The organism is Nocardia sp. CY41 (assembly GCF_009829325.1).
Taxonomy (GTDB): Bacteria; Actinomycetota; Actinomycetes; order Mycobacteriales; family Mycobacteriaceae; genus Nocardia.
The window spans coordinates 132,637-156,497 of record NZ_VUOS01000010.1 but is presented as its reverse complement, the minus strand read 5'-3'; the positions used below and the strand labels follow the sequence as shown (position 1 = coordinate 156,497).

Sequence of the window (23,861 nt, the reverse complement as noted above, 5' to 3'; positions counted from 1 at the left end):
GGCGGACGACTTCGAGCCCGCCGATTCGGCGCGCGAGAAACTGGCGGCACCGCACGAGATGCTGGTCGACCCGCGGTTCATCCGGCTCGCCGATCAGTTCTTCGGCTTGTTCGCGCAACCGGCGCGCGGTGGCGGCGCGCTCGCGGTCTACCTCGACGGCAAGCCCGTGGTCGACATCTGGGCCGGCTGGGCGGACAAGGAGCGGCGCTGGAACGACGATACCGTCGCGCTGACCTTCTCCACCGGCAAGGGCGTGGCCTCGACCGTCGTGCACCGGTTGGCCGAACGGGGTCTGATCGCCTACGACACGCCGATGGCCGAATACTGGCCGGAGTTCGCCGCGCACGGTAAGGACGACATCACGGTCCGGGACGTGCTGTGCCACCGCGCCGGCTTGCACCGGGTGCGCGGCCTTGTCCCCGGCCGTGAAGGCATCCTGGACTACGGCGCTGTTGTCCGAGCGCTGGCCGACAGCCCGCCGGACCCCCGGCGCATCCGCACCTCCGGCTACCACGCGATCACCTTCGGCTGGCTCGTCGCCGAACTCGTGCAGCGGGTGACCGGCAGGCCGTTCACCGAGGTCCTGCGCGCGGAGATCGCCGAGCCGCTCGGTCTGGACGAGTACTGGTTCCGCGTCCCGGAATCCGAACGACATCGGATCGCCAAGATCTTCCGGCCCCTCGGTCCGCCGGGCATCCGCTGGAACACTGCCTCCTCCGTGCTGTCCTGGGTGCGGCCGGTGCGCGGGCTGGCCGAGGCGGGCATGCCCGAGAGTTTCGACGAGCTGGTTCGCGACCCGAGGGTGCACGACTCGGTGATGCCGGGCTGGAATGGCGTGTTCTCGGCGCGCGCCCTGGCGCGGATGTACGGCGCGCTGGCCAATGGCGGCGTTGTTCACGTCGGCCGCTCGGGACGGAGCGTGCACGGGGTCGACGCGCCCGGATCCGAGCCGGTCGCACGGCTGCTGGAGCCCGCGACGATCGCGACCATCGCCCAGGTCCAGCCCACCCACAGCCGCGATTACGTGCTCGGTCTGCCGATCCACTTCACGCTGGGTTATCACCGCCCGGTGCTGATGTCCAAGCAGCAGCCGCGCAATGCCTTCGGTCATTACGGCGTCGGCGGCTCCGGTGCGTACGCCGACCCCGATCTCGGCATGTCGATCGCGTTCGTGACCAACGGGCTCGGCAGCATGGTGACCGCACTCGGCGACGCCAGGCTGGCGCGGCTGGCGGCGACCGCGCAGGCCACGGTCCGCAAGCACAAGCAGCCCGCGAGCTAGCGTCGAACCGCTCCGGGAGCGACTACGTGTTTCTCGGTATGACTGTGCGGATGCTGGAAGCCGAGAGGGACGCCGGACCTCGGGTGCCGCGCTCGACGGCGCTGCACGCCGTTGCCGCGGGCATCGATTTCGATCGGTACTTCCGGTGGCGCAGGGCGCGCGAAGGCGACCCGTTCTACGTGCGCTTTCCCGGTTTCGGCGCCGCACTGTTCACCGGGACGGCCATCGGCGCCCGCGAGATGTTCCGGTCGCCGGTGAAGTTCTCCGAACCGCCGCGTCCGAACCCGATCGAGCCGATGGTCGGCGCCGCGTCCCTGATCCTGGCCTCGGGCGAGCGCCACCGCCGCGATCGCGCGCTGCTCGCTCCCGCCTTCCACAGCGCCCGGATTCGGGAGTACGGCGCGCTCATCCGGGAGGCGACGCTGCGGGAGATGGCCGGGGAAAGCGGGCAGGCGTGGGTGGCGGGCGCGCGAGTCGATGCGCGGGCGGCGGCGCGGGCGCTGACCCTGCGGGTGATCGCGACGGCGGTGTTCGGCGTGCGCGACCGAGGGCGGCAAACGGAGTACACCGCCGCGGTGACGGACTTCATCACCGCGTTCTCCGGGCCGTTGCTCTTGGTGCCCGCGCTGCGCCACGGACTGCGCGGGCACGGCCCATGGGACCGGTTCCGCGCCGCGCGGGACCGACTGGATCGATTGATCCGAGCCGATATCGCGCGCAGGCGCGAGCACGTCCCCGCGGAACCTGCCGACGTGCTCGACGTGTTGCTGTCCGCGTACCGGGACGACGCCGATGACGAGTTGTGCCAGCAGATCCGCACGCTGTTGGTCGCCGGGCACGAGACCACCGCAACCACGCTGGTCTGGGCGCTGTTCCGGCTGCACCGCGCGCCGGAGGCGCTGACCCGTCTGCGGCGGGAACTGCACGACGCGGGCCAGGACGCGAGCCCCGCCGAGCTGGCCGAGCTGCCGTATCTGGACGCGGTCTGCCAGGAGACGCTGCGGCTGCATCCGCCGGTGCCGATCGTGCTGCGCCGCCTCACCGAGCCCTTCGCGCTGCGCGGCGTGGCACTCGCCCCGGGCGACACCATGGGAATCGCGGTGCCGTTGCTGCACTCCGATCCGGAGGTGTGGTCCGACCCGCTGCGCTTCGATCCGGGCCGCTTCGTCGACCGCCGCTACCGGCCGTTCGAGTTCGCGCCGTTCGGCGGGGGCCACCGGCGCTGCGTCGGCGCGGCACTCGCGGACTACGAATTGCGGATCGCGCTGGCCACGATCCTCGGACGGGTGCGCCTGCGGCCTACCCCGCGATACGCCCGCGGAAGCGTCCCCCGCTCGGTGCCGCACAACATCGCGACCGGTCCGCACCGCCCGATTTCGTTCGACGTGATCAGTGAGCTTGATCACTAACTGGTTTGCGGTGAACCATCTTTCACGCCTCCGCTCACCTCACCCGAGTGGCATCCGATCCGTCGTGACCGGGAGGTTTGCCCGCATCTATACCTAACAGAATCGTTTGTGTCCTACATCACTCATCATGTGGTATGCGCATGACTCTGAAACGCCGGTAGCTTCCGGCCGCGCGGGGACGGTAGGAATGGACGACGGGTCGGGCCGTCGATACCCGTGGGGCGCTCTTCTGGCTCCGCGCTGAAATGAAAAATCTCGCTACGCGCGCGTTCGCGTGCGCGCGAGAGATGGAATGGACGAGAAACCTATGCATGCCGCTTTGCACACCGGGTCGCTGCCTGCTCGCCGCAAGGGAGCGCGGCTGACCCGCCGGATGCGCGAGGGCGTCCTGCTGTCGGCCGCGATCGCGGCAGCCGGTGTTCTGCTCGTCGCGCCAGCACATGCCGAACCGATTCCGGGGATCGGCACCGGCTCGGCCGCCGCGGCCACCGAGCCCGAGCCGCAGGCGAACTTCGCCCCGCCTTCGATCAACATCGCCGACGGCGAGGTCGTCGGCGTCGCGCAGCCGATCATCATCACCTTCAAGGAGCCGGTGACCGACCACGCCACCGCCGAGAAGGCCATCAAGATCACCTCCTCGAAGGCCGCGCCCGGCCACTTCTACTGGCGCGGCGACAAGCAGGTGCGCTGGCGGCCGGACGAGTTCTGGCCGGACAACACCGACGTGCAGGTGCAGGCGGGTGGCACCACCAGCTCGTTCCGCATCGGCGACGCCTTCGTGGCCACCGCCGACGACACCACCCACACCATCACCATCACCCGTAACGGCGAGGTGGTGAAGGAGATGCCCACCTCGATGGGCAAGCCCAAGCACGAGACGCCGAACGGCACCTACATCGTCGGCGAGCAGCTGCGCAAGATGACCATGGACTCGTCGACCTACGGCGTCCCGATCACCGACCCCGAGGGCTACAAGCTCGAGGTCGAGTACGCCACCCGCATCTCCAACAGCGGCATCTTCGTGCACGCGGCGCCGTGGTCGGTCGCCCAGCAGGGCGTCTCCAACGCCAGCCACGGCTGCCTGAACGTCAGCACCGAGGACGCCAAGTGGTTCTTCGAGAACGCACGCCGCGGCGACCCGGTGATCGTGCAGAACACCCAGGGCGGGACGCTCAGCGCGAGTGACGGCCTCGGCGACTGGAACTGACAGCCGGTAACCTCGGCTCGACGCGAAGCCGAACCCTACGATCAACTGCTCGAAGCAGCCGATCGCAGGGTTCGGCTTCTGCTCTATTCGGTAGGTGCGCGAGAAGTTCGCGGAGCTACCAGATCTTCACGCGCTCTGCGGGTTCCAGGTACAGCGCATCCCCGGGTTCGACGCCGAACGCCTCGTGGAAACTGTCGATATTGCGCACGACCGCGTTGCAGCGGAATTCCGGCGGCGAGTGCGGATCGGTGGCGAGCCTGCGGATGGCCTCCTCCGCGCGGGCCTTGGTGCGCCACACTTGCGCCCAGCCGTAGAACACCCGTTGCAGGCCGGTGAGCCCGTCGATCACCGGCGCTTCCGCGCCGCCGAGCGAGATCTGGTACGCCGCCAGCGCGATGGACAGACCGCCGAGGTCGCCGATGTTCTCGCCGATGGTGAACTGGCCGTTCACGGTGTGCTCGTCCGGCAGGTCGTTGGGGGAGAGCACGTCGTACTGGTCGATCAGCGCCTTGGTGCGCTTGCCGAATTCGGCGCGGTCCTCGTCGGTCCACCAGTCCACCATGTTGCCGTCGCCGTCGTACTTCGCACCCTGATCGTCGAAGCCGTGCCCGATCTCGTGGCCGATCACCGCGCCGATCCCGCCGTAGTTGGCCGCGTCGTCGGCGTTCATATCGAAGAACGGGGGCCGCAAAATGGCGGCCGGGAAGACGATCTCGTTCATGCCCGGGTTGTAGTAGGCATTCACCGTCTGCGGGGTCATGAACCACTCGTCGCGATCGACCGGACCGCCGAGCTTGCGCAGATCTCGATCGTGTTCGGCCGCGTAACCCCTCCGGTAGTTGCCGACCAGATCGTCCGGGTCGATCGTCACGCCCGAGTAGTCCCGCCACTTGTCCGGGTAGCCGATCTTCGGGGTGAACTTCTCCAGCTTCGCCAGCGCGGCGACCCTGGTGTCCTCACCCATCCACTCCAGCTCGGCGATATTGCGGCGGTAGGCCTCCTGCAGGTTGGCCACCAGCTCGACCATGCGGGCCTTGGCCTCCGGCGGAAAGTGCTCGGCCACATACAGTTTGCCCACCGCCTCGCCGAGCAGGTCCTGCACCAGATTGACGCCGCGCTTCCAGCGCTCCCGGTTCTCCTCGGCGCCGGTGAGCGTGCGGCCGTAGAAGTCGAAGTTCTCCTCGACCACGGCCTCGGTCAGATACGGCGCACGCGAACGGAGCACCCGCCAAGCCGCCCACGCCTGCCAATCCGCGAGCGGCTCATCGGCCCAGAGCCGCGCGAACGTGCGCAGATAGTCCGGCTGGCGCACCACCGACTCGGCGAACAGCTCGGCCCCGGCGCCCTCGACGCCCTCGGCCAGCGCGGAAGTCCACGCGGCCCAGTCGAATTCGGGGTTGTCCGCGGCCAGCGCGGCGAAGGTGGTCAGGTTGTACCTGAGTTCGGCGTCCCGGCGGCGCACCACGTCCCAGTGCCCGGCGGCGAGTTTCCGCTCCAGCGCGAAGACGCGTTCGCCGACGGTGTCGATTTCGCCCGGCAGCAGCCCGGCGACCTGCGGATCGGCGGCGGCGAGGGCGAACATGCGGCCGATGTGCGCGATGTACTTCGCGCGGATCTCGGCGAACTCCTCCTGCCGGTAGTACGACTCGTCGGGCAGGCCGATGCCGGACTGGGTGACGTGCGCCAGATAGCGGTTGGAGTCCTTGTCGTCGGTGTCGACGAAAACGGCGACGGCGCCCCCGACACCGGTGCGCTGCAGCCGGCCGAGCAGCGCCGCGAAAGCCCCCTTGTCGGCGACCTCTGCGATCGCCGCGAGTTCGGCCGCGATGGGGGCGAGCCCGGCGGCGGCCACCGCGTCGGTGTTCATGAAACTGGAGTACAGGTCGCCGATCTTGCGTGCCTCGCTGCCCGGCTCGGCGTCGGCGGCCGCGGCATTCTGGATGATTGCCTGCACGTCCAGCTCCGCCTGGTCGTAGAGCGCGCGGAAGGCGCCGTCGACGGCCCGGTCGGCCGGGATCTGGTGCTCGGCCAGCCATTTGCCGTTGACGTGCGCGAACAAGTCGTCCTGCACCCGCACGCCCTCGTCGAGGTAGGACAGATCGATACCGGAGGGACGGGTCAGTTCGGAAGTCACGGAGTCCAGTATGCCGACAAGCGTGCGGGTCGGCCCCCGGGCGCGGTCGGCCCGGGGGTGGCGAGCAGGGAAATCAGGCAGGGGAGACGACGCGATCGAATTCGCCGTCGTGCGCGCCGAGCAGGAAGGCGTCCCATTCCTCCGGGGTGTAGGTGAGGGTGGTTCCGCGGTGGCGCAATGCGATGTGACCGTCGGCTGCGGGATGTGCGCCCAGTTCGCCATTCGATCGCCCGCGGGTGCGCAGTGCCTCGAGAAAGGCGGTCCATTCGGCTACGGTGACGGTGATGACGGGCTCTTCGGCGGGGCGGTTTGCCGGGTCGCGGCGATATTTGCTGTCACGGATGAGCACCGCGTCACCTGCGAACCGGACCTCGACGCATTGGTTGCCGTTGTTCGATCTGGTCGATGTGAACCAGCCGGTGTGTTCCGGCCGTGCGGTGGTGGCCATGGGCAGGATTTTACACGCGGGAATAGCGCCTGATCAGGGCCAATGACTCCGCTCGTGACAGCGATTGCTCCACCGCGCGCAGGTACGCGAAGCGCAGATCGCGGACCAGATCCGGGTCCTCGACGGCCCCGCCGAAGACCGCGCTCTCCACCCAGCCGAAGGTGGGCAGCTGTTCGCCGGCGAAGTCGACGAGGTGGAAGCTGGAGCCGCCGAGCACCGCGCCCGCGGTGGCCGCGAACGGGATGACGCGCACCTCGACGGTGTCCGATTCCTCGATCAACTCGGCCAGGTAGGTCAACTGCCCGCGCAGCACGTCCGGGCCACCGGTCTGCTGCAGCAGCGTCCCCTCACCGAAGACCGCGGTGAGTTCCACCGGGTCCGCGCCGCGCAACCGCTCCTGGCGCCGCATCCGGATCGCCACCAGCTGCTCGACCTGGACCGGCCGGATCATCACGTCGGCGCTGATCAACGCGCGCGCGTAGTCCTCGGTCTGCAACAGGCCCGGTACCACGAGACTGTCGTAGCTGCGGATGCTCTGCGCGCCGTATTCCATGCCGTAGAGCCGCTGCAGTTCCGGGCCGATCAAGGCCGAGGACTTCGCCCACCAGCCACGCTGCTTACTGGCCTCCAGCAGGGCCAGCAGCTCCGCGCGCTCCTCGGGTTCCACGTCGAGCAGTTCGAGCACCGGACCGATGGTCTTGGTGGTGAGCACGCGGCGACCCTTCTCCACGTGCGACCAGTTGGCCGGGGTGAAGCCCACTCGCCTGGCGAAGCCCGCGGAGTCGAACCCGCGCTGTTCGCGCAGTTCACGCAGCCGAAGCACCAGCTCCCAGCGGGCAACAGTGGGCGAAACGGGTGCCATGTGCACGGATGCTACGCGCACCGCGACGCGCGCTGCGGGTGACTATTGTCAAGCGACTTGACCGGGACTAGGGTCGAGGCAGCGATCGATTCTTCCGAGCACGCGTCCACCACAGCGAGGCGAGGTTGTTCGACATGAGTACATCGCGCATCGAATCAGCCAGGCATCTCGCGTCCACGGATTTCCCCACGATCCAGGACGCGTTCGCTCGCTGCCGTCGCTATCGCGAGAGCAACGGCCTGTACGGTCTCGTGGACCCGATCCTGGGTCGCATCATGCTGGAGGTCGGCTCGGTCGGCGCGGTCGTCATGCCCACGGAAGTCGGCAGGCGCGTACGCGAGCGACTGACCGCCGGACCCGAGCCTCGCCCCGGGCCGATCATCGCGCATCCACGCGCGAATCGCTGGACCTTCCTGACCGGCCCCACCGACAATTCGTACCTGGACACCGGGCTGTTCGCCGACCTGTTCCGGGTCTGCGCCTCGATCGCCCTGCCGGGCAGCCACATCGTGCTGCCGTCACCCACCGACGAGCACGGCGGCTACCGCACCTGGGTCGCGGCGCCCGACGGCGACTTCCGCCGCGAGTTCGCCGACGTGATCGCCACGACCCGGATATGCGCCGCGGTCAACGGGGCGTCGGCGCGGGCGCCGGGGTGAGCGTGATGCTGTATTTGTCCTGCAGCTTCTCGTTCCAGTCGCGCTCGCACTGATCGATCTTGGCCTGGTCGTTGCCCGCTTTGTTCACGCAGTCCACGAAGTCCTTGCCGCCCGAGTCGACGAAGAAGTTGTAACCCACGATGGTGAGCAGGACTGCTCCCACGATGCCGAGCACGCCGAGGACGACACCGGTGACCGCCATGCCCATGCCCCCTGCGGTGCCCGCTCTGGCCTTGAACACCGCGACTATGCCGAGGATGACGGCGAAAATGCCGCAGACGTAGCCGCCGATGATCGTCCAGAAGAACAGCAGCGCGAGGATGCCGAGCACCAGCGCGGTGATCGCCAGGCCCCGGCCCTTCGGCGATTCCTGCCAATAGGCGGGCTGGCCCGGGTACTGGCCGCCGGGCGGCGGGGGGTACTGGCCGGGCGGCGGGTACTGGCCGGGCGGCGGGGGCGGATATTGCGACATGGACTTCCTCTCCGTCGGTGCCTCGCGATGCTCGGTCCGGACGAGGCGGTCCGAGGTGCGCGGCGGTCGCCTACTGATCGCACGCCCAACGGACGGATGTTAATGCGAACCGGCTACTGGGCGCCCAGCCGCGCGTGCATCTCCCACACCAAGATTTCCGAGGGTTGCCGCGCCACCACACGTTGGCCGCCCGACCTGGTCAAACGCACCGCGTCGCCCTCGTAGAGCGGCCCCACTCCCTCCATGTCCACCTCACCGCGCGCCACGAACAAGTGCAGGTACGGCGCGTCGGGCAGGTCGACAACCTGCTCGGCGCCCGGCTCCGCGCTCGCCATGCGCGCCACATGCAGCGCCGAATGGCTGCTGTTGATGGCGATGGCTGTCCGGTCGCGGTAGCGGGGCAGCCCCGAGGCGACCGCGACCAGACCTCCTCCCGCGAGTTCGTCGTCGATCTCCAGTTGCTCGTAGCCCGGGGTCAGCCCCGGTTCGTCGGGCACCACCCACATCTGCACGAAATGCACGGGATCCTCGTGTTCGGCGATATGGCCGTCCAGGCGCCACGAGTCGTTCTTCTCCGAATGCAGGATGCCGGTACCCGCGCTCATGCGCTGGGCCAGGCCGGGATAGATGACACCGCTGTGGCCCAGCGAATCCTGATGCACCAGACTGCCGCCGAGCACCCAGGTGACGATCTCCATGTCGCGATGCGGATGGGTGTCGAAGCCCTGGCCGGGGGAGACGATGTCTTCGTTGTTGACCAGCAGCAGGCCGTGGTGGGTGTTGTCGGGATCGTAATGTTCCCCGAAGGAGAACGAATGCTTCGAATCCAGCCAGGAGACCCGCGTCTTCATGCGGTCGCCGCCACGGTGGACATCGATGTGTGGTGTCGTGAGTGTGGACATCATGGTCCTCCTCTCGGGACCGTGCACCGATCGCCATTCAGGGTAGGAGCACTTCCGCCGTGGTACTCCGCATTCCTAGTAAATTGTGCCGCACTCGGCATTTTACGCGAGCGACCGGAAGGTGAACGGGAGGCGAGCAGAACCAACCGGTACGTCGAAACGTCGGGCCACCTCGTCGGATATCGCGGCCCGGCTTCGATTGCCCAGCGCCACAACGCCAACCGGAGGGAACGACGTGCTCGACCCCGATGACCTCGCTCGACTCGAGCAGCAACTCCGCAGCGAAGCGCGCCGCGACGGCATCGCGCATTTCGTGATCGGCGTCGCCGTGTTCCGCGCGGGCCGGCTTCTGGTGGTGCGCCGGGTCGCCGACGACTATCACGGCGGCATGTACGAACTGCCCGGCGGAGGCGTCGAATCGGGGGAGACATTCGCCGAGTGCGTCGAACGGGAATTGCTGGAGGAAACGGGGCTGCGGCTGCGCGCCGTCGTCGACTTCCTCGGTGGATTCGATTACGCCACGCGGACCAAGGCGAAAGTGCGGAAATACAGCTTCGTCGCGGAGGCCGAACCGGGCGACGTCGCCCTCGCCCCGGGCGAGCACGACGCGTTCGCCTGGATCGACGCGGGCGCGCTCGACGAACTGCCGATGGCGCCGGATATGCGGGCGACGGTGAGCGCGCTGGTCGACCGGGTCTGAGGCGCAGCGCTGGGCCGACGCGCGAACATGCGACATCGTCGGTGTACGCAGTAGTCTCGCGGGCGTGTCGACTGGTCACGCCGAAGGCCTCACTCCCGCGGAGCAGCGGCCGGAGGGATTGCTCGCCACACTTCGGCAGAGCCCAGGCGTGGCGCGGCTGGCCCTGGTGCGTTTCGCCGGGCAGTTCGGCGACGGGATGTTCCAGGCGGCGTTGTCGGGCGCGATCCTGTTCAACCCCGAGCGGCAGACCGATCCGCTGGCCATCGCCGCGGGATTCGCGGTACTGCTGCTGCCGTATTCGCTGATCGGGCCGTACGCGGGCGCACTGCTGGATCGCTGGGACCGGCGCGCCGTGCTGCTGGTGGCCAACGTGCTGCGCGCCGGGCTGATCGCGCTGGTCAGCGTAGGGCTGCTCGCCGGAGTCGGCGAGACGCCGCTGCTGTTGCTGGCTCTGGCGGTGGTAGGTGTGAGCAGATTCGTCCTGGCAGGCGTCTCTGCCGCGCTGCCGCGGGTGCTGGCGCAGGCGTGGCTGGTGCCGATGAACTCGGTGCTGGCCACGGTCGCCTCCGGATGCGCGGGCGCGGGTGCGGCCATCGCGGTGGGCGTGATCGGTCTGATCGGAGCGGGAGATTTCGCCTCGGCGGTAGCGGTCGCGATCAGCGGCGCCGGGTCGCTGTTCGGCGCGGCGCTGGCGGCGGGGTTCCCGCACCGCGTGCTCGGGCCGGCGCCCGACGCGGCGGAGGGTGAGAACACGGTGCACGCGATCGCCACCGGTCTGCGTACCGGCGCCACGGCGGTGTGGGAGTCGCGAGCGGTCACGACGGCGATGCTGGGTATCGGAACGCATCGAATCGTCTTCGGCGTGAATACGCTGATCATGGTGCTGGTCCTGCGCCAGACTCCGGTGGACGGCACCGGGCTCAGCGGCGGCTTGGTCGGTTTCGGCGTCGCGATCGGCGCCACCGCGGGGGGCATGCTGGTGGCCGCCGTAGTCGCGCCGCTGCTCATTCCCCGGCTGGGCCGGGCCCGCACCGTGGTCGCCGGACTGATCACCGCGATGCTGGTGCAACTGACCCTGGTCACGCCGATCGCGTTCGCCACCGCGGGCGCCGCGGTGCAGCGTGCGCACGAACTGCTCTTGGCAGGCGCCTTTCTGCTGGGGCTGGCCGGGCAGACGATCAAGCTGACCGGTGACGCGACCATGCAGATCGATATCGATGACGCTCGCCGCGGCCAGGTCTTCGCCTTGCAGGACACCGTCTTCAACATCACGTTCGTGCTGGCCATCGCGGCCGCGGCCGTGATCGTTCCGGACGACGGCAGATCCGCGGTCGTGGTGCTGTCGGGAGCCGCCATCTACGCCGCGGGAATCGCGGCCATCGCGGTGAACAAGCGCCGCCGCGCGGTCAGCTGAGGAACAAATCGTCGCCTGGGTCGCGCCGGGCGCGGTTGAGCCAGTGCGCGAGGTGCTCGGGCAGCGCACCCACATCCTCGGAACCCGCCCGCGACTCCGATAATCGCTGGTCGTCCACCAGACGTTCCGGCGCGTCCGCGTCCGTGCGCACGATCCAGTCCAGCGGCTCGCTCGCCGCGTCCGCGGGCAGACCGGTGATCTCGTGGTTCCAGGTCCCGAGGCCGGTGGGATCGGTGAAGAAATGGTCGGGCACGCCGTCGTCGTCGAGATCCAGCGCCGCGACCTCGGCTCGGCCCGCGCAGGCCGGATCCCACAGCGCGTCGTCGGCGATGCCGTCCCCGTCGAAGTCCAGCCGCACCGCGTCGACCGCGCCCGTGCCGCCGAGTTCCAGGTCGGCCTCGCTGGTCCAGACGTGCACGGAGCCGTCACCGGTACCGAACACGTACTCGATCTCGTCCATATTCCCTTGGACGCACGCGACCCGGCGCCGGTTCCGTCACCCAGGCTTTTCCGATTCACCGTCCCCCGTTCGCGCCGGTTGTTCCGGTATGTTGACCTGTCAGCGGCCGACCGACAGGAGTCGATACGACATGGGTTATCCGGTGCACAACCCCGATGCGGTACGAGAACTGCTGGGCGCATGGAAAACTCGGTCCGCCGCCGCGCACCCGATCGCTTGACGACCGCGGCGGGGCCGACCTGATGCGCACCTCCGTGATCACCTCCCCTCGTGCACCGGCCCTGTTCGGCGCACTGCTCGTCGGCGCACTCACCGTGCCGATGCCGACCGTGCAAGCCGCACCGTTCCCGTGGGCGCCGCCGCCGGTGAACAGCTGCGGTGAAGTCGGGTTCGACCCGCTCAGTCGCGAGCCCGATCCGGCGCAGCCGCCTCCGCCCCCGCTGCCCCCGCAGATCGACATCCCGGTGCCGATCCCGGAACTCACTCCCGTTCCGGTGCCCGACCCGCCGCAGGACAACACACGGATCGTTCCCGATCCGCTGCCGGAGAATCCGTGCGACAACCCATGCCCGGATATCAGGGACTATCCCGAGCACCCAGGGACCGATCCGGCTCCCAGCCCGACGCCCGAGACGGGCACCGACGAGGGAACCGGCTCCTCCGGCTCCGGTACGGGCAGTGCTTCCGGGTCCGGTTCCGGCAGTGGCTCGGGTTCCGGTGCGCCCGTGAAACTTCCGCGCGTCGAGTTCAAGCCGGAGATCGAGCCGATTCCGGTTCCCGTGCCCGGCGGTCCCGGCGAGGAGCCGCAGCCCGCCCCACCGCAGGTAGTGCATCCGGCCGAACCGGGACCGCTCACGGCCCCGCCGCCCGCGCCCGCGGTGGAGTCGGTGCAACTGGTCGGGCAGGTGACCGGGCACGGCTCGCAGAACCGGACCGACATGCGCTGGCAGGTCGACGGCACCGATCTCGGGTTGATGTGGGAGACGGCGCCCGGTGAGGTCGCCGTCGTCTTCGGCGACACTTTCGGCAAAGGCTGGGGCGTCGGCGGCGCGGGCAACGACGACCAGGACTGGCGCAGCAACGTCATCGGTTTCAGCACCGACCACGAGCTGTCCGACGGCCTGACCCTGGACACCTTCGCCCAGGACAGCCGCTGCCACGCCGCGGAGATCCTGGGCAGCCGCAAGATCAAGAACTGGGAGACCACCACCATCCCGACCTCCGGGTTCGCCGTCGGCAACCGGCAGTACCTCAGCTACATGTCGGTGAACAGGTGGAGCCGCATCCCGGGCCTGTGGTGGACCAACTACGGCGGCATCGCCTACTCCGACGACCTCGGGCGTACCTGGCGCAAAGACCAGCACGCCAAGTGGGAGAACCTGTTCGGTCTCGGCAAGTTCCAGGTCGCGGCGATGGTGCCGCAAGGTGGGTACGTCTACATGTTCGGCACACCCAACGGACGCATCGGCACGATCGCGCTGGCCCGCGTGCCCCAGCAGCAGATCCTCAACAAGTCCGCCTACCAATACTGGGTGGGCGGCACCTGGGCGCCCGCCGCCGAGAACCACGCCACCCCGTTGGTGCTCGGCATGGCCAGTGAGCTGTCGGTGCGCTACGACCGGTCGACCGGACAGTGGCAGATGGTCTACCTGGATTCGGCGCGGGGCGCGATCGTGTTGCGTACCGCGGCGAGCCCGCAGGGCGCGTGGACGGAAGCGATCCCACTGGTGTCCACCGCCGACTACCCGAAGTCCTACGGCGGGTTCATCCACCCGTGGTCGACCGGCGAAGACCTGTACTTCATGCTCTCGGCATGGGACACCTACAACGTGTACCTCATGCACGCCCGGCTGACGCCGAGCGCGACCCGGGATCAGCCCGCGCGCACGAACCGCACCGGCTGACCGGGCCGGGTCTGCGCGATCGCGTCGACGTCGGCGTCGACCACCACCGCGATCACCGGATAGCCGCCCGTGACCGGGTGGTCGGCGAGGAACACGACCGGCTGTCCGCTCGGCGGCACCTGGATCGAGCCGAGCGCCATGCCTTCGGTCGGCAGTTCGCGAGTGACCTTGCGGTCCAGTGGCGGGCCGGTGCGGCGGGCCAATCGTGCGCCGACCCGGTCGGTGTCGGCGGAGACCTCCCACTCGCCCTCGAACAGGGCGGCGGCGTCGGTGAACCAGTCGTCGCGCGGGCCGGGCACAGCACGCACGGTGACGACATCGGCGGGCAATTCCGCGATCGGAGCCACGTCCACGACCGGGATCGTGTGCGGGGAAGGCCCGACCGGGAGACGATCGCCCTTCGCCAAAGGCTCCGGCCCCAAGCCCGACATGGTGTCGCGGCTGCGGGACCCGAGCGTCTCCGGTACGTCGATGCCGCCGCGCACCGCGACGTAACTGCGCAGTCCGACGGACGTGTAGCCGAGCCGGAGCTGCTGCCCGGGTTCCAGTTCCAGCACGCTCGCGTGCCCCACCGGCCCGCCGTCCACGGTCACGGGTGCCGGCGCGCCGGTGACCGCCAGCATGACGTGCTCCTCCGCGTGCAGCGCGAAGCCTCCGAGCAGCACTTCGACGGCGGCATGCCCTTCCGGGTTGCCGACCAGGCGATTGGCCAGCCGCAAGGACCCGCGATCGGCCGCACCCGCGGCGCCCACACCGGAATCGAACCATCCCGGCCGTCCGAGATCCTGAATGGTGGCGAGTGGTCCGACCTTCTCCACGACGATCATCGGCCGTCTCCCGCATCGATGAATCGCACCGAGGCGCCCGCGCGGATCAGCGCGGGCGGGTCGCGTTCGGCATCCCACATCTCGAGGTCGGTGGTGCCGATCAGCTGCCATCCACCGGGCGTGCTGCGCGGGTACACGGCGCTGTATCCACCGGCGAGCGCGACCGCACCTGCCGGAATCGACGTGCGGGCCTGTGCTCTGCGGGGAACCGACAACCGGCCGTCGGGCGATTCCAGATAGCCGAAGCCAGGCGCGAATCCGACGAAAGCACACCGCCACACCGTGCCGGTGTGCGCGGCGATCACCTCTGCGGGCGTGACCTCCAGCATCCGTGCCACCTCGTCGAGATCGGCGCCGTCGTAGCGCACCGGAATCGACACGGGATCGGCGTGGAACGCGCTGTCCGGCAATGTTCCACGGGAAACACGCCGTTCGGCGTGCAGTTCGACCAGCAGGGTCGTCAGCGACCGGCGGACAGCTTCCGCGACGCCGGGAGTCTCGAGCGTCAGGAGTACCGTTTCCGCGGCGGGCAGCATGTCCTGCACGCCTGGTACCGGGCGATCCCGTAGCGCCGCCACGAGTTCCGCGACCATGTCCCGCCGCTGTGGAGTGATCAGCAGCGCCCGATCGCCCGCCGCGCGGATCGCCTCCTCGGCCGCTTGCCGCTGCGCGCGCGTCACCGCATCTTTCGTCCGCATGGCCCTGCCTCAGCCGAACGGCTCCACCGGCACGCCGACTTCGCCCAGCGCGGTGCGGATGTGCCGGGCCATCTCCACCGCCGCGGGTGAATCCCCGTGCACACAGATGCTCGCGGCACGCACGGCGACCTCACCGGAGCCGTCGGCCGTCCGCGTGGCCCCGGACTTGGCGATCGAAATCGCCTGGGCGGCTGCCTCCTGCGGTCCCAATACCGCCCCGGGCGTGCCGCGCGGAGCCAGCGAACCGTCCGGCGTGTAGGCACGGTCGGCGAAGCCTTCCCCGACGAAGCGCACTCCGGTGGCCTCCGCCGCCGACTCCAGCTCGGTGCCGGCCGGGCCGAGCAGGGCCAGCCGCGGGTCGTACTCCACGATCGCGGCCAGCACCGCGTCGGCAAGACCCCGATCGCGCGCGGCCGAGTGGTACAGCGCGCCATGTGGTTTCACGTAGCGCACCCGATCCCCGGCGGCTTTCGCGAAAGCGTCCAAGCCGCCGATCTGATACAGCACCTCGTCGCGCAGTTCGCCGGGCGCCACAGCGATCTCCCGCCTACCGAAACCGGCCAGATCGCGATACCCGACGTGGGCGCCGATCCGCACCCCCTTCGCCACCGCGAGCGCGCAGGTCCTGCGCATGATCGCCGGATCGCCCGCGTGGAAACCGCAGGCGATGTTCGCGCTGGTGACGATGTCGAGCATGGCGGCGTCGTCGCCCATCGTCCACGGCCCGAATCCCTCGCCGAGGTCACTGTTCAGATCCAGCGCCATATGAGTCCTCCCAGCGGTGTGTGACAGCCGGCCTTCCGATTCTCCTGCCCGGGCATTCACCTGGGCAAGGACGTCAGGTCCGCGCGACCTGGGTCACAGCGCGCAGGCTCGGGCGCCCGCGCCAAGTACGCTCGATTCAATCATGGCCACGTATTTCGATCCGAAGTCCTGGTCGCCGTTGCGGGCCGTCGATCTCGGAAAGCGCCTGTTCGATCAATCCTGGCTGGAGCAGTGGGTCGCGCTCAGCACGGCCTGGATGGATCCGGTCGCCGACCTCGGCGCGGGCACCGTCACGGCGCTGCTGCCGGACGTGCTGATGACCATGCTCAGCGAAGGCATCCTGAGCCGGTTCGGTGGGCAGGAGGTCAGCGCGACGCTGCTCGGTCACGACCTGCACGCCACCTTGCAGGTGCTGAAGGTGCGCCGCCGCGGCGCGCACTTCCAGACCAAGACGGTCCTGTCGCGGCTGCGCTGGGACGATCACCCGATCGAGTCCGTGACGGTGATCGCCCACGGTGTTCGCCTGATACCGGGCGTGCCGACGAAGGTGCGCACCGCCCGGCTCGATCTCATCGGCACCGTCACCACGGCGGCGCTGGTCGGGTGGCTCAACACCCAGCCGCTGGACTGGGACCTGGACGTGCACCCGAGCGGATTGATCCGGGCCAGGCACCGCCGCCGGCTGGTCACCGCCCTGGTGGAGGCGTCCGTCGCGGACAACCGGCTGGACATCGCGCTCCGCCGGGTGACCTGGTTCGGCGTCCGCATTCCGCGACGAATGATCGACGTGCCCGCCGTGCCGCTCGAGCACCTGCCCAAGGACGCCCGGATCGTGCGCGCCGTGCGGGAAGGCGACCTCATCCGTTTCCGCGTCGAACTGCCGGAGATCGCCGGATCGTTCGACCTGGCCCAGATGCGCTCGGCGATCCTGGCCGGCACCACCCTGATCGTCTTCTGACCCGATCAGCTCTGCGTCTTCCACCATTCGAGCAGCGCGGCCTCGGCCCGGCTGGACCGAGCTCAAATCTGGTTGACTTCATATCTGTACTGTGCTGAAATTGTTTTGGTACTGAGGTTTCAGTCATTCAGGGGGGTGTTGAATCAGTATTTGTCACTGATCGTCAGCCTTACATATCAGGGGCCATTCACTGAGTAGTTCGTCCGGTGATTTCGGTCTCGAACTCGAACACGGCGTATATGTCGTTATGAACCCATATCGAGGGCACACAAAATGAAGAGAATTGGTCTACTACTCGCCGCAGCGATCAGCATCTCCAGTCCGGTTCTACTCCTGGAACCACTCGTGTCAGCTCAGGACCTGGATGTGCAATTCCATTCCGTAGGAGCCTCGTGCGGGTACTACACGGAGCCCACCCAGGGCGGCACCTACGCCTACTGGAAGAACTGCACTGGGCAAGGCCAGCAGATAAATATAGATCTAGCGGAGTGGCCAGATGAGCACCGCTGCGTTGGGGCCGGCCAAACCGCAGGGCTCGGTTCGGTCGGAACACTGCCAGGCGATGTCAGAAATGCCACTGTGATCGGTACGTGCTAGGAGAAATGCAGACCGGTCACGCGGAGCTGGGCGTATCTACTTCTCGCACGCATGGGAGCATCAACGCGTGCATGCTCCGCTTCAGCGTGTTTCGTAACCCGGCGTGAGCGGAGCCTTGGCCCTATGTCGATCTCATATGCCGGATAGGTCCGTTGAGATAGACAACCGGCCAAGGTCCCGCATCCGCAAACATCCATCTCTTATTCTGAATACGCCCTAATTGCGCTGGCTGGTCTTCCACCATTCGAGCAGCGCGGCCTCGGCCTCGTCCCGGCTGAGCGGGCCGTGGTCCAGACGCAGTTCCTTCAGGTGGCGCCACGCCCGCCCGACGTCGGGTCCCGGAGACAGACCGAGCAGCTCCATGATCGCGTTGCCGTCCAGGTCCGGGCGGACCTTGGCCAGATCTTCCTGCTCACGCAGCCGTTCGATCCGCGCCTCGAGCTCGTCGTAGGTGGCGCGCAGCGCTGCGGCCCTGCGCTTGTTGCGGGTGGTGCAGTCGGCGCGGACGAGTTTGTGCAGGCGGGGGAGCAGGTCGGCGGCATCGGTGACGTAACGGCGGACCGCGGAGTCGGTCCACTGGCCTTTGCCGTAACCGTGGAAGCGAAGGTGCAGGAATACCAGCCGGGCGACGTCCTCGGTGAACTGCTTCGGGTACTTCAGCGCCCGCATCCGTTTGCGCACCATCTTCGCGCCGACCACCTCGTGGTGGTGGAAGCTGACGCCGCCGCCCGGCTCGTTGCGCTTGGTGTCGGGCTTGCCGATGTCGTGCAGCAGCGCGGCCCAGCGCAGCACCAGGTCGGGGTCGCCGTCCTCTTGGTCGATGGCCTGCTCGAGCACGGTGAGCGAATGCCAGTAGACGTCCTTGTGCTGATGATGCTCGTCGATCTCCAGCTTCATCGCGGGCACCTCGGGCAGCACCCGCTGCGCCAGCCCGGTCTCGCACATGACGTTGATGCCGTCGATCGGATGCGCGCCCCCGATGAGCTTGTCCAGCTCCACCCGTACCCGCTCGGCGGTGATGCGCTCGATCTGGTCGGCCATCGCGGTGATCGCGGCCCGCACCCGCGGATGCGGTTCGAACCCCAGCTGGGAGACGAACCGTGCGGCGCGCAGCATGCGCAGCGGATCGTCGTTGAACGAATCCTCCGGCGCCGCAGGCGTGTCCAGCACGCCGTCGAGCAGGGCGGTCATGCCGTCGAGCGGATCGATGAACTCCAGCGCGCCGTCCGCGCCGATCTTCACGGCCATCGCGTTCACGGTGAAATCGCGGCGCACCAAATCTTCGTCGAGCGAGTCGCCGAAGGTCACCTGCGGGTTGCGGGACACCCGGTCGTAGTTGTCCGCGCGGAACGTGGTGATCTCCAGTTGCTGCCCGGCCTTGGCCGCGCTGACCGTGCCGAACGCCAGACCGCCGGTGTCCCAGAGATGGTCGGCCCACCCGCGCAGGATCTCCTGCACCGCCTCCGGCCGCGCGTCGGTGGTGAAGTCCAGATCCGTCCCCAACCGACCGAGCACCGCGTCCCGCACGCTCCCGCCCACCAGGTACAGCTCGTGCCCCCGTGCCGCGAACATCTCGCCGAGCGGCGTCAGCACATCCGCCAGCCCCCCGAGCGTCACCGCCGCGGCGGCCAGCAGTCGGGTACGTCTATCCAGCGCAGCGTCCTGAGACTTCGGCGAAACCACGAATGAGCAGCTTACCGAGCCACGCCAACGAATATCGCCGCCCAGGCCCCCACAGCAGCCCAGATATATAAGGACACCGACATGAGCCCAGCCAGCGGCGTCCGGACAGCGCGCACCATCCCACTCCTGCGGACTACGCAGCCGCCACACCTGCGACCTCCGGCCGGAGCGAGTCCAGGAACATCGCTCCCAGCCCTAGAACACGCCGGCCGCCGGGCGGGACTCGTGTAAGCGATCGACGTGCCACCTGCCGCTATGCGCCCATGCCCCGGTATCGCGAGCGCGAACACCGACGCACCCGCACCACCGCTCTCCAGGAAACGTGCCCAGCCTCCCCGTTCATGGGGCGTACAGAGCCGCACACTTCCGAGCAGCGGCACGTCGGCGACGAACACCACCCAGTCAGCCTGGCGACCAGCCGCTGTGCCTCATGTCGCCAACTCCCGTACCGAACCGACTCACCCCGCGCGCACGTCACTCTCGGTGCGCGCATCACGCACCGAGAATCCGCCGTTGACACCGCTGAGTGCCGTCCAATCCAAGCGGCCGCACTTCCACGACAAACCACCAGTACCGGCCAACCTCGAGATCACCCACTACCGGCCGCGCCCCAGTTCCCGAACTCGAAGACCGACGCACCCAGCCCACCCCGGCCACTGGTTTCGAGCGAAGCGAGACCGAGCATCCGCCGTTCGCGGCCCGGCTCGCCACAAGGGGGCCGCGAACACCCAGCGCCGCAGGCGCTGGAAAACAAACACAGTAGGATTGCCAGGTGTCTCCGGCCGATCGTGCGAACAGTCGACGCCGCCAGCCTCGGCGCCGCGGTTCGGCCACCAATGCCGCTAAGCCACGAATGCGCACGGTGCGGGAGACCTCGGCGGGTGGGCTGGTCGTCGACGGCTTGGACGGCCCCCCGGAATCGCGGAGCGCGGCGCTCATCGGGCGCACCGATCGCCGCGGGCGGTTACTGTGGTCGCTGCCCAAAGGACATATCGAAGAAGGTGAGACCGCCGAGCAGACCGCGATCCGCGAGGTCGCCGAGGAGACCGGCATCAACGGTGTCGTGGTCGCCGAACTCGGCAGCATCGATTACTGGTTCGTGACCGACGGTCGGCGGGTACACAAAACGGTGCATCATTATCTGCTGCGATCGGTCGGTGGCGAACTGTCGGACGCCGACGTGGAAGTGACCCAGGTCGCCTGGGTTCCGTTGAGTGAACTGGATTCTCGGCTGGCCTACGCCGACGAGCGGCGGCTGGCGGAGATGGCGAACAAGCTGATCGACCGGATGGAGACCGGCAAGCGATGACGCGTGGACTGTTCCGGATCTTCGTGGCGGTCCTGACCATCCTCGGCCCGGTGACGACGCTGCCACTGCTCGATTCCGCGTCGGCCGTAGCACAACCCGCAGGATCCGGCACTTCGACGAATCCCAAATTTCTGAAGTTGTCGCTCGATTCGGTGACGCCGACCACAGTGACCACCAGCAGCGACTCCCAGCTCACGGTGGCGGGGACGGTCACCAATATCGGCGATCGCGTGGTGGACGACGTCAGCATCCGCGTCCAGCGGGCGGCGGCGATCACCGCACCGGCCGGGTTGCGCGCCACGTTGCGCCTCGACGAGGTCAATTACGACGTGAACGGCGAGTTCGAGGACGTCGCGCAGCGGCTCAACCCAGGGCAGCGCAAACAGTTCACACTGAGCATCCCGTTGCGCTCGGAGAGCGGCGCCACGTCGTTGCGCATCACGGAACCGGGCGTCTACCCGCTGCTGCTGAACGTGAACGGCGAACCGGCTTACGGCACGCAGGCCCGGCTCGACGATGCCAGGTTCCTGCTCCCGGTGCTCGGCGTGCCACCCGCCCTTGGCGACGAGGCTCCGCCGGTGTCCGCGCCCACCGACGCGCCTGTGGCGACGACATTGCTGTGGCCGCTGGCCGACCGGCCGAGGCAGGTCGGTGGTCGTCCGGGCAGCGTGGACGGCAAGGTGGAACTCACCGACGACGAGTTGGCCGCTTCGCTCGGCAAGGGCGGCCGTCTCGATCAACTGCTGGCCGCGCTGGAGGGGACGATGAACCCGGGCGCGGGTCGCGGCAACGCCGATCTGGCCTCGGCCGTGTGCCTGGCCGTCGACCCCGACCTGCTGCTCACCGTTCGCGCGATGACCAAGGGTTATCGGGTGCTGGCCAGCCCGTCCGATCCCGACGGCGCGACCAGGGCGGGCGCAGGCGCCGAACAGGCGCAGACCTGGCTGGACCGGTTGCGCGCGCTGGCCGGCTCGATGTGCACCGTCGCGCTGCCGTTCGCGCAGGTGGACCTCACCGCGCTGGCCGCGGTCAACGATCCGGCGCTGTCCGCGCGCGCCATCAACGAACCGGCCGAGATCATCGACTCGATCCTCGCCACCCGGTCGGTGCGCGGAGTCAGCCTGCCGGATTCCGGCAGTATCGACCACGGCGCGGGCGTCCTGTTGCGCAGCCACGGTTTCGGCACCGCTGTGCTCGCCTCGACGGCGGCGGTTCCCCAGGGCAGCGTGGATTGGGCCCAATCGAGTAGCGAAAGCGGCCAGGCCACGACCGGCGCGAACGAGATCGCCTCCACCGCGGAGCCGGCGATCCCGGAGGTGGTGCGGCTGCCCGAGATCACCGCGAGTCAGCCGACCGCACCGGCACCCGCACCACAGGTCACGGGTAATCCGGCGCCGCCCGTCGCGAGTTCGCCCACACCCGCCGCCGACCCCGCCCTGCACGCGGTGACGTTCGACATCTGGTCGGCCACCGCGCTCGCCGCGGTGGGCTCGAACCCGCCCACCCCGCCGTTCACCCCGTCCCGGGTGCGCTACGACGTCACCAACGACTCGCGCGCGGCACGCTTGCAGGACGCTCTCGGGGCGATCTCCTGGAGCGCACTACATCCGGGGGCGAACCGGTCGCGGTCGCTGTTGCTCGCCCCGCCGCAGCAGTGGGGTGCGAACCGGGACGAGGCCACCGCACTGTTGCGCCAAGTCGACCAGCTGTTGCGCGGCAACTTGGCCACCGCGCGTCCGTTCCATGATCTGGTGGCACTGCCGCCGGACCCGCAGCCCTACGAGCTGGACTATCTGCCGCAGGCGGCGCAGGACGCGGTGCCGGACCGGTTCATGCCGCCCGTGCGCGAACAAAGCCGTCGGATCACCGAGATGATGCGCGCTCTGGTGGACGTGCCCGAGGCCGAACCGACGCCACACGACTTTCTGACACCGCTGCGCGACGACCTGCTGCGCGTGCTCAGCCTTTCGGATCGGCGCGCAGGCGACGCCGCGCCGCCGGATACGTTCGCCCAGCGGCGGCTGGACCAGAACACGCGCACGATGGACAAGCTCTATCGCTCGGTCACCGTGCTTCCGCCGGGCGGTGTGTACACGCTCGCGTCCGAGCAGAGCCCGCTGCTTCTGGTCGCGCGCAACGATCTGCCGGTCGCGATCCGGGTCAGCTTCCGGATCGAGGCGCCGGCCGAGACGCAGATCACCGATCCCGGCGAGCAGCAGCTCCCGGCGCACGGGTCGCGGTCCTTCCAGATTCCGACGGAGGTCAGTGACAGCCGGAACCTGGTCATTCCGATCTCGCTCACCACGCCGGAGGGCGTCGCGCTCGGCAATCCGACCCAGGTCTCGGTGCGTTCGAATGCCTACGGCAAAGCGTTGGCGATAATTACCGGATGCGCCGCACTCCTGCTGCTCCTGTTGGCCGGTCGCCGATTGTGGCGCCGGTTCCGCGGGCAGCCCGACCCGGCCGACGAGGGCTTCGATCCGGGAACCAGGCGGCGGGTCAACCGGTACCGGCGTGCGCGCCTGCGCGTGCTGCGCGCCCAGGAACGAGAGCGCGAGCAGGAGCAGCTGCAGGAGACGCGGTGACGGATCCCGCTTCGACGGGGCCACGCGAACAGCTGCTACCTGCGTCGATGTGGGGTACCGGCCTGTCGTGTGGCACGGTGGAGGACAATCACAGAGTTCCCGAGCCGGTCCGATCCGGAGGGGGACCATTGACAGAATGTTCGCCGACCACGGCGGACCGTTGCGGCGAGTCGCGGCTCACCGCACCGATGGGGGTGCGGACATCCCGGCTGGTACAGGAGGCATGATGAGCGACGATGACATATCGGCTCATCGCCCTCGACCAAACGACCGCCTCGACGGGCCACCGGTTCGCCGAGCGCCGGTCGCTCCTTGGGAACGCGGCCCTGCTCCCTCCGAAGCCGAGCAGCCCGGCGTGAACGGCGGCCCTTATCCCGAGGGCCGGCCACCGCGGGTGCCGCAGGTCAGTCGTCCTCCGGCCACGCCGCAGCGGCCGGACCAGCGCATGGCTCCGCCGCCTCCCCCCGCGCGGCCCATGCCGCCGGCACCACCGCGGCCCGGGCCCGCGCCGAACCCACGGCCGTATCCCGCTCCGCCGCCTGCGGCCGGTCCGGGACAACCGCGACCGGTTCCGCCTGTGCCCGCT

21 protein-coding genes are annotated in these 23,861 nt (G+C 68.8%); 11 read left to right on the top strand and 10 right to left on the bottom strand.

All coding sequences use genetic code 11. The annotated features are described in order from the left end of the window. The first annotated feature begins 58 nt into the window (after nt 1-58). From GVY64_RS13090 to GVY64_RS13080, 3 genes are all read left to right on the top strand, one after another. Nucleotides 59-1,282 (top strand): serine hydrolase domain-containing protein, encoded by a 1,224-nt coding sequence (locus GVY64_RS13090; RefSeq protein WP_159841176.1) that lies wholly within the window; start codon nt 59-61, stop codon nt 1,280-1,282. A 50-nt stretch (nt 1,283-1,332) separates the two neighbouring features. Further along, nucleotides 1,333-2,691, top strand: a complete 1,359-nt coding sequence (locus tag GVY64_RS13085) for a cytochrome P450 (RefSeq protein WP_159841026.1) — start codon at nt 1,333-1,335, stop codon at nt 2,689-2,691. A 307-nt stretch (nt 2,692-2,998) separates the two neighbouring features. Next, nucleotides 2,999-3,898 carry a L,D-transpeptidase gene (locus GVY64_RS13080; RefSeq protein WP_236566796.1) on the top strand — a complete coding sequence of 300 codons (900 nt, stop codon included), beginning with the start codon at nt 2,999-3,001 and terminating at the stop codon, nt 3,896-3,898. A 115-nt stretch (nt 3,899-4,013) separates the two neighbouring features. Here the strand turns inward: GVY64_RS13080 and GVY64_RS13075 are convergent, their stop codons facing one another. The 3 genes from GVY64_RS13075 to GVY64_RS13065 form a co-directional block, all read right to left on the bottom strand. Then, nucleotides 4,014-6,032 (bottom strand): M13 family metallopeptidase, encoded by a 2,019-nt coding sequence (locus GVY64_RS13075; protein WP_159841022.1) that lies wholly within the window; start codon nt 6,030-6,032, stop codon nt 4,014-4,016. A gap of 73 nt (nt 6,033-6,105) precedes the next feature. Beyond that, complete coding sequence (locus GVY64_RS13070) at nt 6,106-6,480, bottom strand: DUF397 domain-containing protein (RefSeq protein WP_159841020.1); 375 nt, start codon at nt 6,478-6,480, stop codon at nt 6,106-6,108. A 10-nt stretch (nt 6,481-6,490) separates the two neighbouring features. After that, on the bottom strand, nt 6,491-7,342 hold the full coding sequence (locus tag GVY64_RS13065) for a helix-turn-helix domain-containing protein (RefSeq protein ID WP_159841018.1): 852 nt from the start codon (nt 7,340-7,342) through the stop codon (nt 6,491-6,493). Nucleotides 7,343-7,476: 134 nt separating this feature from the next. Here GVY64_RS13065 and GVY64_RS13060 point away from each other — a divergent pair, with 134 nt between their 5' ends. Continuing rightward, a complete protein-coding gene (locus tag GVY64_RS13060) occupies nt 7,477-8,001 on the top strand; it encodes a hypothetical protein (RefSeq protein WP_159841016.1) in 525 nt (174 codons plus the stop codon). Here the strand turns inward: GVY64_RS13060 and GVY64_RS13055 are convergent. Both GVY64_RS13055 and GVY64_RS13050 read right to left on the bottom strand, forming a co-directional pair. Further along, nucleotides 7,970-8,473, bottom strand: coding sequence for a DUF4190 domain-containing protein (locus tag GVY64_RS13055; RefSeq protein ID WP_159841014.1), 504 nt, complete (start codon nt 8,471-8,473; stop codon nt 7,970-7,972). The genes GVY64_RS13060 and GVY64_RS13055 overlap by 32 nt on opposite strands. A 113-nt stretch (nt 8,474-8,586) precedes the next feature. Next, nucleotides 8,587-9,375, bottom strand: a complete 789-nt coding sequence (locus tag GVY64_RS13050) for a pirin family protein (protein WP_159841174.1) — start codon at nt 9,373-9,375, stop codon at nt 8,587-8,589. Nucleotides 9,376-9,610: 235 nt separating this feature from the next. On the opposite strand from GVY64_RS13050, the gene GVY64_RS13045 reads away from it, so the two are divergent. Continuing rightward, a complete protein-coding gene (locus tag GVY64_RS13045) occupies nt 9,611-10,075 on the top strand; it encodes an NUDIX hydrolase (RefSeq protein ID WP_236566795.1) in 465 nt (154 codons plus the stop codon). A gap of 118 nt (nt 10,076-10,193) precedes the next feature. Beyond that, nucleotides 10,194-11,489, top strand: a complete 1,296-nt coding sequence (locus GVY64_RS13040) for an MFS transporter (protein ID WP_159841172.1) — start codon at nt 10,194-10,196, stop codon at nt 11,487-11,489. Here GVY64_RS13040 and GVY64_RS13035 read toward each other — a convergent pair. Beyond that, the gene (locus GVY64_RS13035; RefSeq protein ID WP_159841010.1) at nt 11,482-11,949 is read right to left on the bottom strand and encodes a hypothetical protein; all 468 of its coding nucleotides are present in this window, start codon (nt 11,947-11,949) and stop codon (nt 11,482-11,484) included. The genes GVY64_RS13040 and GVY64_RS13035 overlap by 8 nt on opposite strands. A 242-nt stretch (nt 11,950-12,191) precedes the next feature. Between GVY64_RS13035 and GVY64_RS13030 the strand changes: the two genes are divergently transcribed. Then, nucleotides 12,192-13,853 carry a DUF4185 domain-containing protein gene (locus GVY64_RS13030; protein WP_201298001.1) on the top strand — a complete coding sequence of 554 codons (1,662 nt, stop codon included), beginning with the start codon at nt 12,192-12,194 and terminating at the stop codon, nt 13,851-13,853. On the opposite strand, the gene GVY64_RS13025 is transcribed toward GVY64_RS13030, so the two are convergent. Genes GVY64_RS13025 through GVY64_RS13015 form a run of 3 tightly spaced genes read right to left on the bottom strand, consistent with a single transcriptional unit; the run spans nt 13,823 to nt 16,143 of the window. Beyond that, complete coding sequence (locus GVY64_RS13025; RefSeq protein WP_159841008.1) at nt 13,823-14,680, bottom strand: biotin-dependent carboxyltransferase family protein; 858 nt, start codon at nt 14,678-14,680, stop codon at nt 13,823-13,825. The two genes, GVY64_RS13030 and GVY64_RS13025, sit on opposite strands and share 31 nt — an antisense overlap. After that, the gene (locus GVY64_RS13020; RefSeq protein ID WP_159841006.1) at nt 14,677-15,378 is read right to left on the bottom strand and encodes a 5-oxoprolinase subunit B family protein; all 702 of its coding nucleotides are present in this window, start codon (nt 15,376-15,378) and stop codon (nt 14,677-14,679) included. Before GVY64_RS13020 ends, GVY64_RS13025 begins: the two co-directional genes overlap by 4 nt. 9 nt (nt 15,379-15,387) lie before the next feature. After that, nucleotides 15,388-16,143: a LamB/YcsF family protein gene (locus GVY64_RS13015; RefSeq protein WP_159841004.1), complete on the bottom strand. Its 756-nt coding sequence runs from the start codon at nt 16,141-16,143 to the stop codon at nt 15,388-15,390. Nucleotides 16,144-16,285: 142 nt separating this feature from the next. Here GVY64_RS13015 and GVY64_RS13010 point away from each other — a divergent pair, with 142 nt between their 5' ends. Next, complete coding sequence (locus tag GVY64_RS13010) at nt 16,286-17,101, top strand: hypothetical protein (RefSeq protein WP_159841002.1); 816 nt, start codon at nt 16,286-16,288, stop codon at nt 17,099-17,101. Nucleotides 17,102-17,374: 273 nt separating this feature from the next. Continuing rightward, nucleotides 17,375-17,698, top strand: coding sequence for a DUF6355 family natural product biosynthesis protein (locus GVY64_RS39105; RefSeq protein WP_442939569.1), 324 nt, complete (start codon nt 17,375-17,377; stop codon nt 17,696-17,698). A gap of 216 nt (nt 17,699-17,914) precedes the next feature. On the opposite strand, the gene GVY64_RS13005 is transcribed toward GVY64_RS39105, so the two are convergent. Next, nucleotides 17,915-19,381 carry a CCA tRNA nucleotidyltransferase gene (locus GVY64_RS13005; protein ID WP_236566794.1) on the bottom strand — a complete coding sequence of 489 codons (1,467 nt, stop codon included), beginning with the start codon at nt 19,379-19,381 and terminating at the stop codon, nt 17,915-17,917. A 772-nt stretch (nt 19,382-20,153) separates the two neighbouring features. Here GVY64_RS13005 and GVY64_RS13000 point away from each other — a divergent pair. Then, entirely contained in the window at nt 20,154-20,690 is a 537-nt protein-coding gene (locus tag GVY64_RS13000; protein WP_159841000.1) for an NUDIX hydrolase, read from the top strand. Next, the gene (locus GVY64_RS12995) at nt 20,687-23,275 is read left to right on the top strand and encodes a DUF6049 family protein (RefSeq protein ID WP_159840998.1); all 2,589 of its coding nucleotides are present in this window, start codon (nt 20,687-20,689) and stop codon (nt 23,273-23,275) included. The genes GVY64_RS13000 and GVY64_RS12995 overlap by 4 nt, the downstream gene beginning before the upstream one ends. The last annotated feature ends 586 nt before the right edge of the window (nt 23,276-23,861 follow it).

Excerpts from the sequence above, each read along its gene's own strand:
- GVY64_RS13060 (WP_159841016.1), top strand. The coding sequence starts at position 7,477 with ATGAGTACATCGCGCATCGAATCAGCCAGGCATCTCGCGTCCACGGAT.
- GVY64_RS13090 (WP_159841176.1), top strand. The coding sequence starts at position 59 with ATGCTGGTCGACCCGCGGTTCATCCGGCTCGCCGATCAGTTCTTCGGC.
- GVY64_RS12995 (WP_159840998.1), top strand. The coding sequence starts at position 20,687 with ATGACGCGTGGACTGTTCCGGATCTTCGTGGCGGTCCTGACCATCCTC.
- GVY64_RS13015 (WP_159841004.1), bottom strand. The coding sequence starts at position 16,143 with ATGGCGCTGGATCTGAACAGTGACCTCGGCGAGGGATTCGGGCCGTGG.
- GVY64_RS13035 (WP_159841010.1), bottom strand. The coding sequence starts at position 11,949 with ATGGACGAGATCGAGTACGTGTTCGGTACCGGTGACGGCTCCGTGCAC.
- GVY64_RS13050 (WP_159841174.1), bottom strand. The coding sequence starts at position 9,375 with ATGTCCACACTCACGACACCACACATCGATGTCCACCGTGGCGGCGAC.
- GVY64_RS13025 (WP_159841008.1), bottom strand. The coding sequence starts at position 14,680 with ATGATCGTCGTGGAGAAGGTCGGACCACTCGCCACCATTCAGGATCTC.
- GVY64_RS13055 (WP_159841014.1), bottom strand. The coding sequence starts at position 8,473 with ATGTCGCAATATCCGCCCCCGCCGCCCGGCCAGTACCCGCCGCCCGGC.
- GVY64_RS13085 (WP_159841026.1), top strand. The coding sequence starts at position 1,333 with ATGCTGGAAGCCGAGAGGGACGCCGGACCTCGGGTGCCGCGCTCGACG.
- GVY64_RS13080 (WP_236566796.1), top strand. The coding sequence starts at position 2,999 with ATGCATGCCGCTTTGCACACCGGGTCGCTGCCTGCTCGCCGCAAGGGA.
- GVY64_RS13070 (WP_159841020.1), bottom strand. The coding sequence starts at position 6,480 with ATGGCCACCACCGCACGGCCGGAACACACCGGCTGGTTCACATCGACC.
- GVY64_RS13030 (WP_201298001.1), top strand. The coding sequence starts at position 12,192 with ATGCGCACCTCCGTGATCACCTCCCCTCGTGCACCGGCCCTGTTCGGC.
- GVY64_RS13065 (WP_159841018.1), bottom strand. The coding sequence starts at position 7,342 with ATGGCACCCGTTTCGCCCACTGTTGCCCGCTGGGAGCTGGTGCTTCGG.
- GVY64_RS39105 (WP_442939569.1), top strand. The coding sequence starts at position 17,375 with ATGAAGAGAATTGGTCTACTACTCGCCGCAGCGATCAGCATCTCCAGT.
- GVY64_RS13010 (WP_159841002.1), top strand. The coding sequence starts at position 16,286 with ATGGCCACGTATTTCGATCCGAAGTCCTGGTCGCCGTTGCGGGCCGTC.
- GVY64_RS13020 (WP_159841006.1), bottom strand. The coding sequence starts at position 15,378 with ATGCGGACGAAAGATGCGGTGACGCGCGCGCAGCGGCAAGCGGCCGAG.